The 14,606-nt window shown below is 63.8% G+C and carries 16 protein-coding genes; 8 read left to right on the top strand and 8 right to left on the bottom strand.

The features are described from left to right. The first annotated feature begins 112 nt into the window (after positions 1-112). Positions 113-766, top strand: a complete 654-nt coding sequence (locus tag AC3FKG_RS02070; RefSeq protein ID WP_483711533.1) for a VTT domain-containing protein — start codon at positions 113-115, stop codon at positions 764-766. Positions 767-785: 19 nt separating this feature from the next. Here the strand turns inward: AC3FKG_RS02070 and AC3FKG_RS02065 are convergent, their stop codons facing one another. Both AC3FKG_RS02065 and murJ read right to left on the bottom strand, forming a co-directional pair. Continuing rightward, complete coding sequence (locus AC3FKG_RS02065; RefSeq protein ID WP_483709167.1) at positions 786-1,634, bottom strand: SirB1 family protein; 849 nt, start codon at positions 1,632-1,634, stop codon at positions 786-788. Between the two features lie 82 nt (positions 1,635-1,716). Then, positions 1,717-3,267, bottom strand: coding sequence for a murein biosynthesis integral membrane protein MurJ (gene murJ, locus AC3FKG_RS02060; protein ID WP_488742305.1), 1,551 nt, complete (start codon positions 3,265-3,267; stop codon positions 1,717-1,719). 366 nt (positions 3,268-3,633) lie between these two features. Between murJ and rpsT the strand changes: the two genes are divergently transcribed. Next, positions 3,634-3,900, top strand: a complete 267-nt coding sequence (gene rpsT / locus AC3FKG_RS02055) for a 30S ribosomal protein S20 (protein WP_011298911.1) — start codon at positions 3,634-3,636, stop codon at positions 3,898-3,900. A gap of 123 nt (positions 3,901-4,023) precedes the next feature. On the opposite strand, the gene AC3FKG_RS02050 is transcribed toward rpsT, so the two are convergent. Then, the gene (locus AC3FKG_RS02050; RefSeq protein WP_011298910.1) at positions 4,024-4,323 is read right to left on the bottom strand and encodes a DUF3579 domain-containing protein; all 300 of its coding nucleotides are present in this window, start codon (positions 4,321-4,323) and stop codon (positions 4,024-4,026) included. 416 nt (positions 4,324-4,739) lie between these two features. On the opposite strand from AC3FKG_RS02050, the gene argF reads away from it, so the two are divergent. Beyond that, complete coding sequence (gene argF / locus AC3FKG_RS02045; RefSeq protein ID WP_488742304.1) at positions 4,740-5,663, top strand: ornithine carbamoyltransferase; 924 nt, start codon at positions 4,740-4,742, stop codon at positions 5,661-5,663. Positions 5,664-5,753: 90 nt separating this feature from the next. Continuing rightward, positions 5,754-6,065: a pyrimidine/purine nucleoside phosphorylase gene (gene ppnP / locus AC3FKG_RS02040; protein ID WP_483711532.1), complete on the top strand. Its 312-nt coding sequence runs from the start codon at positions 5,754-5,756 to the stop codon at positions 6,063-6,065. Between the two features lie 18 nt (positions 6,066-6,083). On the opposite strand, the gene murB is transcribed toward ppnP, so the two are convergent. Then, positions 6,084-7,094 (bottom strand): UDP-N-acetylmuramate dehydrogenase, encoded by a 1,011-nt coding sequence (gene murB, locus AC3FKG_RS02035; RefSeq protein WP_488742303.1) that lies wholly within the window; start codon positions 7,092-7,094, stop codon positions 6,084-6,086. A 135-nt stretch (positions 7,095-7,229) separates the two neighbouring features. Between murB and AC3FKG_RS02030 the strand changes: the two genes are divergently transcribed. Further along, complete coding sequence (locus tag AC3FKG_RS02030; RefSeq protein WP_483709162.1) at positions 7,230-7,715, top strand: YajQ family cyclic di-GMP-binding protein; 486 nt, start codon at positions 7,230-7,232, stop codon at positions 7,713-7,715. A gap of 54 nt (positions 7,716-7,769) precedes the next feature. On the opposite strand, the gene AC3FKG_RS02025 is transcribed toward AC3FKG_RS02030, so the two are convergent. From AC3FKG_RS02025 to AC3FKG_RS02015, 3 genes are all read right to left on the bottom strand, one after another. Continuing rightward, on the bottom strand, positions 7,770-8,219 hold the full coding sequence (locus AC3FKG_RS02025) for a DUF192 domain-containing protein (RefSeq protein WP_483709160.1): 450 nt from the start codon (positions 8,217-8,219) through the stop codon (positions 7,770-7,772). 157 nt (positions 8,220-8,376) lie between these two features. Next, a complete protein-coding gene (locus AC3FKG_RS02020; RefSeq protein WP_483709158.1) occupies positions 8,377-8,577 on the bottom strand; it encodes a hypothetical protein in 201 nt (66 codons plus the stop codon). A gap of 103 nt (positions 8,578-8,680) precedes the next feature. Next, a complete protein-coding gene (locus AC3FKG_RS02015; RefSeq protein WP_488742302.1) occupies positions 8,681-9,316 on the bottom strand; it encodes a pseudouridine synthase in 636 nt (211 codons plus the stop codon). Positions 9,317-9,565: 249 nt separating this feature from the next. Here AC3FKG_RS02015 and icd point away from each other — a divergent pair, with 249 nt between their 5' ends. Then, positions 9,566-10,816: an NADP-dependent isocitrate dehydrogenase gene (gene icd, locus AC3FKG_RS02010; RefSeq protein WP_488742301.1), complete on the top strand. Its 1,251-nt coding sequence runs from the start codon at positions 9,566-9,568 to the stop codon at positions 10,814-10,816. A 331-nt stretch (positions 10,817-11,147) separates the two neighbouring features. Here icd and AC3FKG_RS02005 read toward each other — a convergent pair whose 3' ends face one another. Further along, a complete protein-coding gene (locus tag AC3FKG_RS02005; protein ID WP_483709152.1) occupies positions 11,148-11,357 on the bottom strand; it encodes a cold-shock protein in 210 nt (69 codons plus the stop codon). A 523-nt stretch (positions 11,358-11,880) separates the two neighbouring features. Between AC3FKG_RS02005 and clpS the strand changes: the two genes are divergently transcribed. Then, on the top strand, positions 11,881-12,207 hold the full coding sequence (gene clpS / locus AC3FKG_RS02000) for an ATP-dependent Clp protease adapter ClpS (protein ID WP_116318045.1): 327 nt from the start codon (positions 11,881-11,883) through the stop codon (positions 12,205-12,207). Continuing rightward, a complete protein-coding gene (clpA, locus tag AC3FKG_RS01995; RefSeq protein ID WP_483709150.1) occupies positions 12,204-14,501 on the top strand; it encodes an ATP-dependent Clp protease ATP-binding subunit ClpA in 2,298 nt (765 codons plus the stop codon). The genes clpS and clpA overlap by 4 nt, the downstream gene beginning before the upstream one ends. Positions 14,502-14,606: the final 105 nt, after the last annotated feature.

The following is a 14,606-nucleotide window of genomic DNA, read 5'->3' as shown; positions in this document are numbered from 1 at the left end:
CGGGATGACCGCTTCCGGGCCGCCGGGTGACCGAAGCGTCGGGCGGCTCTTGTATGATGTCGCGCTTGTTGGATCAACCTACAACACAACGGGGAAAGACTTGGATCTCGCTCTGCAGCTCATCGACATGCTGTTGCACGTCGACAAATACCTCGGCACGGTCATCCAGCAGTATGGCGTCTGGGTCTACGCCATCCTGTTCGCGATCGTGTTTGCCGAAACCGGGCTGGTGGTGCTGCCATTCCTGCCGGGCGACTCGCTGCTGTTCATTGCGGGTGCGTTCTGCGCCACGGGCGCCATGAACGAATGGGCGCTGATCGGGCTGCTGCTGACCGCGGCGATCTCGGGCAACACCGTGAACTACTGGGTCGGGAGCTGGATCGGTCCGAAGGTGTTCGACCATCAATGGCGCTTCCTAGACCAGAAGGCGCTGCGCCGCACGCACGACTTCTACGAGCGTCACGGTGGCAAGACCCTGGTGATGGCGCGCTTTGTCCCGATCGTGCGTACGTTCGCGCCGTTCGTGGCCGGCGTCTCGCAGATGACGTTCGGGCGCTTCCAGCTCTTCAACGTGATCGGCGCGCTGGCGTGGGTCGCGGGACTGGTGTTCGCGGGCTACTTCTTCGGCAACCTGCCGTTCATCAAGCAGTACCTGAACCTGATCGTGCTGGCTGGCATTGGCGCGGCCGTCGTGCCGCTGGTGCTGGGCGGGATGTGGAAGCTCGTGCGCGGCAACAAGCGCAGCACGTCGAGCGTCGAGCGCTGAGCCCAGCGCTGCCGCGGTCCTAGTTCAGGCTGCGGCTCATCATGCGCAGGGCCGGCATTCGGTCGCGGATTTGGGCGATATCCGCGGCATCCGGGCGTGCCTTTACGTAGGCCTCCAGATCCTCCAGCGCCGGCCGGAAGCATTCCATGTTGGCATAGGCGAGGCCCCGGTCGCGCACTTCCTCGATCGATCCGGGAAGCAGGATCACCAGGCGGTTCTGCACCGCCAGCAGCCGCTGCCAGCGTGATTCCTGCAGGTAGATCGCCTTCAGGTTGCGCAGCATGCGCGCAATGATCTCGCGGTGGCTGGCGGCCTGCAGGAACAGGCCAAGCGGCACCTGGCCGGGATCGGAAATCCCCTCGCGCTCCAGGTACGGGTCAAGCATTTCCTGCAGCTGCTCCTTCGACAGGGTCTCGCCGCTCAGGGGGTCAAGGATGACTTCCCCGGCCGGGATCGTCATGCGCACCAGGAAATGGTTCGGGAAGGACACGCCCTTGAGCGGCAAGCCGATCTGCTGGCCAAGCTCCATGTACAGCACGGCCAGTGAAATCGGGATGCCGCGCCGCTGCTTCAGCACCACGTTCAGGTACGAGTTGTCGGGATCGTAGTAGTCGTTGGCGTTGGCGCCAAAACCGAGATCGCGATAGAAGAAGTGGTTCAGCAGGCGCAGCCGCTGGATGGCCGGAGTACCTTCGGCAATCCTGCGTTTGAGGCGCAGCGCCAGCACATCCAGCGCGGCCAGTTCGGCTTGAAGATCCAGGTCGGGGAAGGCGTCCTGCGCGATGGAAAGTGCGGTTTCAGTCAGGGGGATGCCGTTCTCGTCCGCCACCAGGCTGGCGAAGTAATCAAGGACTTTCGTACTTGTCATTGCGGATTCCTGATGCGGCACGGCCGTGCCGTGCCCTGGCGCTCACTTGGGTGCTACGGCCCGTTCCGTCGGTGAACGAGCCCTAGACCGTCCGGCGCTTGAAGGCGGCGTATCGCAGTCCCATGAGCCACAGTGTACCGAAGTAGACCACCGCTGCAAGTACCAGGCAGGAAGCCAGCAGCGCGATGCGCAGCAGCGGCGTGGCCCCCAGCCCGACCCAGTCGAAGTTGCGCACGAACCAGAGCAGCAGGCCCGACAGCAGCAGCACCGCGGTGAACAACTGGGCCAGGAACAGTCCCCATCCGGGCGCGGGCCGGTAGTAGCCGCGCCGGACCAGGCCGGCAAAGAGCAACAGGGCGTTGATGGTGGCACCGACGCTGATCGACAGCGCCAGGCCCGCATGGCCCAGCCACGGCACGAACACGTAGTTGCAGGCCTGCGTAATGACCAGTACCACCAGGGCGATCTTCACCGGCGTGCGGATGTCCTGGCGCGCATAGAACCCCGGCGCGAGGATCTTGATGACAATGAGGCCAAGCAGGCCGGTGCCGTAGGACACCAGCGCCTGCCGTGTCATCTCGACGGCGTGCGCGTCGAACTTGCCATAGTTGAACAGGACCGACGTCAGCGGCGCGCCGAAGACATAGAGCCCGACCGCGCACGGCACCGCCAGCAGGAATGTCAGGCGCAGGCCCCAGTCGAGCAGGCCCGAGTATTCGGCGCGATTGTCCTGGGCGCTCGCCTTCGACAGGCTTGGCAGCAGGATGGTGCCGAGCGCCACGCCGAGCAGCGCGGTCGGGAATTCCATCAGCCGGTCGGCATAGGTCAGGTACGACACGCTGCCGGCAGCCAGGCGCGAGGCAATGTTGGTATTGATGATCAGGCTGATCTGCGCCACCGACACGGCCAGCAGTGCCGGACCCATCTGCCGGAGGATGCGGCGCACGCCGGGATCGGCCCAGGCCTTGCGCACGCTGAAAGTCACACGCGGCATGGCGCCCAGGCGCTTGAGCGCGGGGACCTGGATCAGCAGTTGCAGGATGCCGCCGACCAGCACGCCCCACGCCTGCGCATAGATCGGCTGCGCCATGCGCGGGCCGACGAACAGCGCCGCGAAGATCAGGCAGAGGTTCAGCAGCACCGGCGTGAACGCCGGCACGGCGAACTTGCGCCAGGTGTTCAGGATGCCGGACGCCAGCGCCACCAGCGAGATCAGGCCGATATACGGGAACATCACCCGGGTCATGAAGACGGCCGCCGTATAGGTCTCGCCCTGGCCGCGGAAGCCGGTCGCGACTATGGTCATGACCAGCGGCGCGCCGATCACGCCCAATAACGACACCCCCATCAGCGCCCAGGTCATGATGGTCGCAACGGCGTCGATCAGGTGTTTGGTCTCCGCGTCGCCGCGCTTGGCGTGGTATTCGCCGAGGATCGGCACAAAGGCTTGCGAGAACGCGCCCTCGCCGAAGATGCGCCGCAGCAGGTTGGGGATCCGGAACGCCACGTTGAAGGCGTCGGTCATGTCCGAGGCGCCGAAGGCCCGGGCAATCATGATTTCGCGCACCAGGCCCGTGATGCGCGAGAGCATGGTCAGGCTGCTGATGGTGGCGAGCGCTTTGAGCAGGTTCAAGGTGAGTCGGCGGGAAGCGGTGGATCGGGCTGGTACGGGCTGGCGGGCATGGCGGCGTGCGTGCCGCGCATTGCGTGCAGGCGCGCGGATGGCGGTTCAGACGCCCGGCGCGCGGTAAAGTTGCCGCAGCGACACGCCGCGTGCGGCGAAGTGGCGCCTATTATACGGATCGGCTTGGCTGCAACTCCGGCCCAGCTTGGTATACCGAGCCCGGTCTTGCATGTGGCTTCGGCGTGTGTGTATAATTGCCGATTCACAAGGACAGCTGCGTTCCGGATTCGTGTGTCAGTGCATCCCGGGTCGCTTGATATGACTTAATTGTTGTGTCCCCCGCGGCACGCATCTGAATTCAGGATATTTAATTACATGGCAAATTCCGCACAAGCACGCAAGCGCGCCCGCCAAGCCGTTGCTCAAAACGCTCACAACTCCAGCCTGCGCTCGCGCCTGCGTACTGCCGTGAAGGCCGTCCGCAAGGCCATCGACGCCGGCGACAAGGCTGCTGCTGCTGAAATCTTCAAGAATTCGCAAGCTACCATCGACAGCATTGCCGACAAGAAGATCGTGCACAAGAACAAGGCTGCACGTCACAAGTCGCGTCTGTCGGCTGCTATCAAGGCCATGGCTGCCTGATAGTTGCCTGGGCCGCTCCGGCGGCCCCGACGGTACTGCAAAGTGCCCGTCTCAATAAAAAAGCTCGTCGGATGACGAGCTTTTTTATTTTCCGGCCGCCGCTGCGCGCGGCGCCCAGTCGTCTTATTCCAGCGAGCAGGCTTCGACCAGTTGCAGGTTGTTGTCGCGCGCGAAATTCAGCACGAAGTCGAGCGCCTTCGGTTCGATCTCGCGCAGGCGCACATCGACCACCACGCATTTGACGTTGCCCGAGAAGATCGGGCGCACGTACGGGGAATAGGTCAGGCGGGGATCGCCGGTATCGCCTTCCGGGCGGAATTGCGCCATGACGCCGCAGAGTCGTTCAGCCCAGTCGCTTGGACGGAAGGTCTTGCCTTCCTTGGTAATGCCTTGGATGAAGTATTCGCGAACATTGGGGTTCATGAGACTGGGCGACTGCGGGTGAGGCGAGGTGACTCGACGGAAAACCCGCGGAACGGGCGCCCGTTTGACGCGGCCGGCGAGTGTTTGGTTCGCTCTTTCCAGGCCGGGGTGGCGGGGCGTCGGTGTCTGCGGGGGCACTTTTGATGCCGGCGGCGGGCAGCGGCAAGGGTATGCCGGGCCCCGCGTGAATCAGCCAGTATTATATCTTATATAAGACTTGCGCATAAGCCCGAAAACCTGTCGGGAACCTGTCAGCAGGTGCCGAGGCGGGTTCTTCCGGGCTCGCCAAAGCAGAAATAATCCCTTATGATCGTTGCACGTAAATTGCGTATGCGACGCGAAAGGCGGCTCCGCGACGCGCTTCTGTCATGCAGGTTCATGACGGCGTGTCTCCTCCGGGCCGCCTTCTTTGTTTTATGAGCTCAACCCCGATCAAGCATTACCTCCAGTTCAGCGACTTGTCTCCCGATGAGTACGAGTACCTGCTGGACCGCGCACGGATCCTCAAGGCCAAGTTCAAGAACTACGAAACCTGGCATCCGCTGCACGACCGCACGCTGGCCATGATCTTCGAGAAGAACTCGACGCGTACGCGCCTGTCGTTCGAAGCCGGCATCCACCAGCTCGGCGGCCACGCGGTGTTCCTGAACACGCGCGATTCGCAGCTGGGCCGCGGCGAGCCGATCGAAGACGCGGCGCAGGTGATCTCGCGCATGGTCGACATCATCATGATCCGCACGTTCGGGCAGGACATCATCGAACGCTTTGCCGCGCATTCGCGCGTGCCGGTCATCAATGGCCTGACCAACGAATACCACCCGTGCCAGGTCCTGGCCGACGTGTTCACCTACATCGAGCAGCGCGGCAGCATCCGCGGCAAGACCGTGGCATGGATCGGCGACGCCAACAACATGGCCTACACATGGATCCAGGCGGCCGAGCGGCTTGGCTTCACTTTCAATTTCTCGGCGCCGCCGGGTTACCAGCTTGATCCGGCGATGGTGACGGCATCGGCCGCAGGCCAGCTCAAGGTGTTCGACGATCCGCTGGCGGCATGCCAGGGCGCGAGCCTGGTGACCACCGACGTGTGGACCAGCATGGGCTTCGAGGCCGAGAACGAAACGCGCAAGCGCGCCTTCAAGGACTGGATGGTGACCACGTCGATGATGGACCGCGCCGAGCCCGATGCGCTGTTCATGCATTGCCTGCCCGCGCACCGTGGCGAGGAAGTCGAGGCCGCCGTGATCGACGGCCCGAAGAGCGTGGTCTGGGACGAGGCGGAAAACCGCCTGCACGTGCAGAAGGCGCTGATGGAATACCTGCTCTGCGGCCGCTACTGAAGCACGCGCCGGCAGGCACAAGGGGAGGGGCCATGATGGCCCCTCTTTTTACGTGACCGCATCCACATGAATGCAATCAAGGAGATGGAAGTGAGCCAGTTCGACAACGTATCGGTCGTCAAGAAGGCCAACCTGTATTTCGACGGCAAGTGCGTGAGCCACACGGTGCTGTTTGCCGATGGCACGCGCAAGACGCTGGGCGTGATCTTCCCGGCGACGCTGACCTTCAACACCGGCGCGCCGGAGATCATGGAAGTCAACGCGGGCGTGTGCCGCGTGCGCCTGGCGGGCTCGGAAGACTGGCAGACCTATGGCGCCGGCCAGCAGTTCAGCGTGCCGGGCAACAGCAGTTTCGATATCGAAGTGCAGGAAACGCTCGACTACGTCTGCCACTTCGCCTGATCGTGGCGACGGAGCCGGTCAGAGCACGACCGGTTCCGGCTCGATACGCACGCCGAAGCGGGCCTGGACCGTATCGGCGATGCGCGTGGCCAGGGCCAGCAACGCTGCGCCAGTCCCGCCGCCATGGTGCACCAGCACCAGCGCCTGCTTGCCATAGACGCCCACCGGGCCGTCATTGACCCCCTTGAAGCAGCAGCGGTCGATCAGCCAGCCGGCGGCCAGCTTGAACGTGCCGTCCGGCTGGGCATAGCTGACCAGGTCGGGGTGGCTGGCCACCAGCGCGCGCCGTTGCTCGGCGCTGACCAGCGGATTCTTGAAGAAGCTGCCCGCATTGCCGATCTGCGCGGGATCCGGCAGCTTGCGCGAGCGGATGGCGATCACCGCGTCGCGGATCGTTGCGGCGTCAGGTGCGGCATTGCCTTCCAGTTCCCGTGCCAGTTCCCCATAAGCGAGCACAGGCTGCCAGTCGCGCGGCAGCCGCAGCGTGACCGCAGTGATGATGTAGCGGTCGCGGCCCGCCTGCTTGAACAGGCTGTCGCGGTAGCCGAAGGCGCACCGTGACAGGTCAAGGTCCACGAAGCGCATCGTCTGGCGGTCAAGCGCGCGCAGGCCGGCAAAGCGCTCGCGCAGTTCCACGCCATAGGCGCCGATGTTCTGGATGGGTGCCGCGCCGGCGGTGCCGGGGATCAACGCGAGGTTTTCGAGGCCAGGAAGGCCGTCCGCAATGGTGCGGCAGACCAGGCCATGCCAGTTTTCGCCGGCACCGGCGGTGACGCGCCATGCGTCAGTGCCGGTCTCCACGCGGTATCCCGGAATCTCCATCAGCAACACCAGCGCGTCGAGATCGCCGGTCAGCACGACATTGCTGCCGCCACCGAGCACCACCAGCGGCAGGCCCCGGCCGCGCGGGTCTTCCAGCGCGGCCAGCAGGTCGGCTTCGCTGCGGACATGGACGGCGTAGCGCGCGCGGACATCGAATCCGAATGTATTGTGGCGGCGCAGGGGATAAAATTCGTGGAAATCTGCCATGCAAGCTAGAGGTGATGCGGCCGCCACAGCGCGGCCTGGCGCCTCATGGTGCGAGGCAGGCTGGATTATACGGAAGTGCCGGCGTGGCCCGAACCGGGCCCGGACGCCGTGCAGGCAAGCGAAAAGGAGAATGCAATGCCGTCGTTTGACGTAGTGTGCGAAGCCAACATGGTCGAGATCAAGAATGCGGTCGAACAGGCCAACAAGGAGATCTCGACGCGTTTCGATTTCAAGGGTTCGGACGCACGGGTCGAGCAAAAGGAAGGCGAACTGACCGCCTTCGCCGACGATGACTTCAAGCTGGGCCAGGTCAAGGATGTGCTGATCAACAAGATGGCCAAGCGCAATGTCGACGTGCGCTTCCTCGACTACGGCAAGGTCGAGAAGATCAGCGGCGACAAGGTCAAGCAGGTCGTCACCATCAAGAAAGGCGTGACCGGCGACCTGGCCAAGAAGATCGTGCGCATGATCAAGGACAGCAAGATCAAGGTGCAGGCCAGCATCCAGGGCGACGCCGTGCGGGTGTCAGGCACCAAGCGCGACGACCTGCAGGGCGTGATCGCGTTGCTGCGCAAGGACGTGTCCGAGGCGCCGCTGGACTTCAACAACTTCCGGGACTGATTCCCGTACCCGCGCCGGTGCAATGCCGGCGCGGTGCGAGGCCGCCGGCGGCGCTCAGCGCGCCTGCGGCAGCCCGCCGATCTTCGCGCCGGCCCGGATGCCCTTCTGCGCGAACCAGCCCTTGTTCATCTCGAGTGCGTAGCGGATCGCCGCCTTGGGGCAGTGATTGTCTTGCGTCTGCGGCGCCATGTCCTCGATATTGACGATGCTGCCGTCATCGGCCAGGAAGGCGATCGACAGCGGCAGGTCCGTATTTTTCATCCAGAAGCAGTGTCCGGCCTTCTGCTCGAACACGAACAGCATGCCGGCATTGGCCGGCATCGATTTGCGGTACATCAGCCCCTGCTCGCGCGCCGCAGGCGTCGACGCGACCTCTGCCTGAATGGCGTACATCCCGGCCGTGAGAGGCACCACGGGCAGGGCGCTCTGTGCGTGGGCCAGCCCGGTGACGGTGGCGGCCAACAGGATGCAGCGGGAAAGCAGGGTCTTGGTCAGGATTCGCATGGCAATGCGGCGGGGGGTCAATGGCAGGCGCAAGCATAACGCACGCACGGGCAGACTGAGCGACGTCCGCACGGCGGCGCGGTGGATACAAAAAAAGGCAGGTTGCCGGGCAACCTGCCTTTCGCACGTGCGCCGGAGATCCGGCGCGGCCGCGTGCTTACTGTGCGGCCGGTGCCGAAGCGGCTGCAGCCGAAGCGGCCTTCTTCGAGTGGTGCTTCTTGTGCGAGCTCTTCTTCTTGGTGGCCTTCGGGGCTTCCTTGGCGGCCGGAGCTGCGTCAGCGGCGGCCGGAGCCGAAGCCTGGGCGAAAGCGCCCGTGGCGAACAGACCAACAACCAGGGCAGCGATCAGTTTTTTCATTGCGATTACCTCGAAGAGTGACTGTAGTCGGAAAGTTGGCGCGCAATTGGACGCGTCACCGACAACAACGAGGACACCGCCCGCTGCGTTGACGTACCCGGTGTTAGTTTTTGTAACGCACGCGACCCTTGTTGCCGGCGCCCGGCCCGCGCGGGGCAGGCTGTGGCGCGCGGGCGACGGGCAGGCCAAGCAGGTCCGGCGCCACGACACAGGATTGCCCCGGCAGCAACGACAGTGCGCGCAGGTCAAGCCGGCCGATGGTCGCGCGCACGAGGCGCAGCGTCGGGAAACCTACCGCAGCGGTCATGCGACGGACCTGGCGGTTCTTGCCTTCACGGATCTGCAGTTCGAGCCAGCTGGTCGGGATCGCCGCGCGATAGCGCACGGGCGGATGCCGGGGCCAGAGCCACGACGGCTCCTCGACCACGCGGACCTTGGCCGGCAAGGTATGGAAATCGCCGAGGTCGACGCCTTGCCGCAAGCGCGCCAGGGCGGCCTCGTCGGGAATGCCCTCTACCTGCGCGAAGTAGGTCTTGGCGAGCTTGTGGCGGGGATCGGCGATCCGCGCCTGCAGGCCGCCGTCATCGGTGAGCAGCAGCAACCCCTCGCTGTCTGCATCGAGTCGGCCGGCCGGGTACACGCCAGGCGTCGCGATCCACTCGGCCAGCGTCGGCCGCGAGGGATGCTCGGAAAACTGGCTCATGGTGCCAAAAGGCTTGTTCAGGGCAATCAACGTCATGGGGCAGCAGTATGCCGGAGCCGGGGCGATTCCCGGCGTTCCCTGATCGGCGCTTCCAGCGTGGCAGATCGCCCGGAATTGCTGCATAATTAGTGGTTAGTCTTGTGTCTTATATAAGACTGACGTGGTGCGGCGCAACGCAGGCGGCCCCGGGCCTCCGGCTACAATGCCTTCGCTCCGCCTCGCTCATTTTGCTGCCGGGCCGTGCGTGCCGGGCGGCTGTCTTAACCGTTCCGTACTGGAGACGTCATGTATCAACACATCAAGGTCCCGGCTGGCGAGAAGATCACGGTCAACCAGGATTTTTCGCTGAATGTCCCGGACCAACCGATCATTCCTTACATTGAAGGCGATGGTACGGGCCGGGATATCACCCCGGTGATGATCAAGGTGGTGGACGCGGCAGTGGCCAAGGCGTACGACGGCAAGCGCAAGATCTCGTGGATGGAGATCTACGCCGGCGAGAAGTCGACCAAGGTCTACGGCCCCGATGTGTGGCTGCCCGACGAGACCCTGGACGTGCTCAAGGAATATGTGGTCTCGATCAAGGGCCCGCTGACCACGCCGGTCGGTGGCGGCATCCGTTCGCTGAACGTGGCGTTGCGCCAGCAGCTCGACCTGTATGTGTGCCTGCGCCCGGTGCGCTATTTCAAGGGCGTGCCTTCGCCGGTGCGCGAGCCGGAGAAGACCAATATGGTCATCTTCCGCGAGAACTCAGAAGACATCTACGCCGGTATCGAGTGGGAAGCCGAAAGCCCGCAGGCCAGGAAGCTGATCGCCTTCCTGCAGAACGAGATGGGCGTAAAGAAGATCCGCTTTCCCGAAACCTCGGGGATCGGCGTCAAGCCCGTATCGAAGCAGGGCACCCAGCGCCTGGTGCGCAAGGCCATCCAGTACGCTATCGACAACGACAAGCCGTCGGTCACGCTGGTGCACAAGGGCAACATCATGAAATTCACGGAAGGCGGGTTCCGTGACTGGGGCTATGAGCTGGCCCAGGCGGAATTCGGTGCCGAGCTGGTCGACGGCGGCCCGTGGTGCAAGTTCAAGAACCCGAAGACCGGCCGCGATATCGTCATCAAGGACGCCATTGCCGACGCCTTCCTGCAGCAGATCCTGCTGCGTCCGGCCGAATACTCGGTGATCGCCACGCTGAATCTCAACGGCGACTACATCTCCGACGCGCTGGCGGCCCAGGTCGGCGGCATCGGTATCGCCCCGGGTGCGAACCTGTCCGACTCCGTGGCCATGTTCGAAGCCACCCACGGCACGGCGCCGAAATACGCCGGCAAGGATTATGTCAATCCGGGTTCGGAAATCCTGTCGGCGGAAATGATGTTGCGCCACATGGGCTGGACCGAGGCGGCCGACCTGATCATCGCTTCCATGGAAAAGTCGATCCTGTCGAAGAAGGTGACGTATGACTTCGCCCGCCTGCTGGAAGGCGCGACGCAGGTGTCGTGCTCAGGTTTTGGCCAGGTGATGATCGACAATATGTGATCCACTGGCCCGGCAGGCGCGCGCGTCTGCGTGCGAAAGCCCCGGCGCCGCAATGCGGCGACCGGGGCTTTTTAACGCCGATGAGCGACGTCGGGATCCGGGCAGGGTATTGCGGCACGGCGCACGGCCGCAGAATGCAGAAAGCCCGGCGCGAGGCCGGGCTTTTCGTCCGATGCGGTAGCGTGCAGCTGAGAGCCGTGCAACGGCATTGCCGCGGCCCTGAGGGCGGAGGCCATGCTGTTTTCGCGGATCCCGTTCCGGGGGAGTTTCCCCCCGCATCCTTGGTGACTACCCCGAAACTCTGTCGGCCCGGGTGCAGTCGCGGCGCACTTCAGCCCTGCGCGTCCTGGATGTTGGTGGCCTGCTTGCCCTTGGGGCCCTGGGTCACCTCGAACGAGACGCGCTGGCCTTCCTTGAGCGTCTTGAAGCCCGCCATCTGGATTGCCGAAAAGTGCGCAAACAGTTCTTCCTCGCCTTCGTCCGGCTTGATGAACCCGAAGCCCTTGGCGTCATTGAACCATTTGACGATACCGCTTGCCATATACTCCCCCAACGAAATAGCAGATTTCAAAGCGGGGAAGCCTGCGGCCAGCTGGATGACACGCGCTGCGGCGCCAGGCCGCCGCTTCCCTTCGGGATGCGGACGGCAATGACGCAGCATGGGTGAATCGCGTGGCAACGCTTCTGGTTATTGTGTGCCAGTATCGTCGCCACTGGTTCGTAAGCCTCCCTGCTCACGGATCACGAGGTCCGGCCCTTTTGCTTGACTCGCTGGCCTGAACCCGGTGTGCGACCGATTCTTCTGGCAAACCCATTTACTGTCAAGCTGGCGGATTCCCCACTCCCGGAAGGGTGTGGCGGGAATCGGACGGCCGCTGATGGTACCGTGTGGGGATGCGCACAGCGGCGTGGCGCACATTGGCGCTAGCGTGCCGGCGTGGGCCAGTCACGTGCATTGCAATGCCTTTGGCATTTTCCTAACGACGCGAACGCGTGGCGCGGCCCTTGAATCCCGCCACAGTTCCCCAAATTGCAGAGTTGCGAGTAAGGGTTAGAATAAAGCCATGGCTACACGGCTGGCGAATGTCCCACAACGCGAAGCAGGCACCATTCTGGAGCGGAAGGAGCAGGCGCTCAAACCGCCCGCTATGTACAAGGTGGTGCTGCTCAACGACGACTACACTCCGATGGAGTTTGTAGTCATGATCCTGCAACAGTATTTCAGCAGGGACCGTGAAACGGCGACGCAGATCATGCTCACCGTGCATCGGGAAGGTAAGGGCGTCTGCGGTATCTACACCAGAGATATCGCCGCGACAAAGGTCGAGCTGGTGTCAACGCACGCGCGGCAGGCGGGCCACCCCCTGCAGTGCGTGATGGAGGAAGCATGATTGCGCAAGAATTGGAAGTGAGCCTGCACATGGCGTTCGTTGAGGCCCGGCAGGCACGCCACGAGTTCATCACCGTGGAACACCTGTTGCTGGCGTTGCTCGACAACCCGACGGCAGCAGAGGTCTTGCGCGCCTGCGCGGCCAATATCGAGGACTTGCGCACCAGCCTGAAGAATTTCATCGCTGACAACACACCGGTCGTTCCCGGCACGGATGAGGTCGACACTCAGCCGACGCTGGGTTTCCAGCGTGTGATCCAGCGCGCGATCATGCACGTGCAGTCCACGTCCAACGGCAAGAAGGAAGTGACTGGCGCCAACGTGCTGGTCGCCATCTTCGGCGAGAAGGATTCGCACGCCGTCTACTACCTGCAGCAGCAGGGCGTGACGCGCCTGGACGTGGTCAACTTCATCAGCCACGGCATCCGCAAGGACCAGTCCGAGCCCGCCAAGCATGGCGATGGCACGGGCGAAGGCGAAGGCGGTGACGGCAAGGAAAGCCCGCTCGAGCAATACACCCAGAACCTGAATACGCTGGCCAAAGCCGGCAAGATCGACCCGCTGATCGGCCGCGAAAGCGAAGTCGAGCGCGTGGTGCAGGTGCTGTGCCGGCGGCGCAAGAACAACCCGCTGCTGGTCGGCGAGGCCGGCGTCGGCAAGACCGCGATCGCGGAAGGCCTGGCGTGGCGCATCACCAAGAACGAAGTACCGGACATCCTGGAAAAGGCGACCGTCTACTCGCTCGACATGGGCGCGCTGCTGGCCGGCACGAAATACCGCGGTGATTTCGAACAGCGCCTGAAGGGCGTGCTGAAGTCGCTCAAGGACAACCCGAACGCGATTCTCTTCATCGACGAGATCCACACGCTGATCGGCGCGGGCGCCGCGTCAGGCGGCACGCTGGACGCGAGCAACCTGCTCAAGCCGGCCCTGTCGTCGGGCCAGCTCAAGTGCATCGGCGCCACCACCTTCACCGAATATCGCGGCATCTTCGAGAAAGACGCGGCGCTGTCGCGGCGCTTCCAGAAGATCGATGTGGTCGAGCCTTCGGTCGACCAGACCGTTCAGATCCTGCGCGGCCTGAAGTCGCGCTTCGAGGAGCACCACGGCGTCAAGTACGCGGCCTCGGCGCTGACCGCGGCGGCCGAACTGTCGGCGCGCTTCATCACCGACCGCCACCTGCCTGACAAGGCGATCGACGTGATCGATGAAGCCGGCGCGGCACAACGCATCCTGCCGAAGTCCAAGCAAAAGAAGACCATCGGCAAGGGCGAGATCGAGGATATCGTCTCGCGCATTGCCCGCATCCCGCCGCAGAGCGTGAACCAGGACGACCGCAGCAAGCTGCAGACGCTGGAGCGCGACCTGAAGTCGGTGGTGTTCGGCCAGGACCCGGCCATCGAAGCACTGGCCTCGGCGATCAAGATGTCGCGCGCGGGGCTGGGCAAGACCGACAAGCCGATCGGCTCCTTCCTGTTCTCGGGCCCCACGGGCGTGGGCAAGACCGAAGTCGCCAAGCAGCTCGCCTTCATCATGGGCATCGAGTTGCTGCGCTTCGACATGTCGGAGTACATGGAGCGCCACGCGGTCAGCCGCCTGATCGGCGCGCCGCCGGGATACGTCGGCTTCGACCAGGGCGGCCTGCTGACCGAGGCCGTTACCAAGAAGCCGCACTGCGTGCTGCTGCTGGATGAAATCGAGAAGGCGCATCCGGATATCTTCAATATCCTGCTGCAGGTCATGGACCACGGCTCGCTGACCGACAACAACGGCCGGCGTGCCGACTTCCGCAACGTGATCATCATCATGACCACCAATGCGGGGGCGGAGACCATGAACCGCGCCACCATCGGCTTCACCACGTCGCGCGAGCAGGGCGATGAAATGGCCGACATCAAGCGCATGTTCACGCCGGAGTTCCGCAACCGGCTGGACGCGATGATCAGCTTCCGTTCGCTGGACGAGGAGATCATCCTGCGTGTGGTGGACAAGTTCCTGATGCAGCTGGAAGAGCAGCTTCACGAGAAGAAGGTGGAAGCCAGCTTCACCGAGGCACTGCGCAAGTTCCTGGCGCGCAAGGGCTTCGATCCGCTGATGGGCGCCCGCCCGATGCAGCGTCTGATCCAGGACATGATCCGCAAGGCGCTGGCCGACGAGTTGCTGTTCGGCAAGCTGGTGTCCGGGGGCAAGGTGGTGGTCGATCTCGACGATCAGGACCAGATCAAGCTCGACTTCTCCGAAGCCGATCCGGAGCCGCCCGAGGCGCCGGAAAGCGAGCAGCGCGCGGAGGTCTGAGCGACGCGCGAGGACATTGTCTGCAATTGCGGCCATCCTCGGGCAAAATACAGGGGCGGCAGAAATGCCGCCCTTTGTTTTTTGTCACGGCAGCCAGTGGGCCGC

The sequence above is a fragment of the Cupriavidus sp. 22TCCZM04-2 genome (assembly GCF_057798895.1).
The sequence above is the reverse complement of the archived record's forward strand: the minus strand, read 5'-3'. Positions and strand labels throughout refer to the sequence as shown.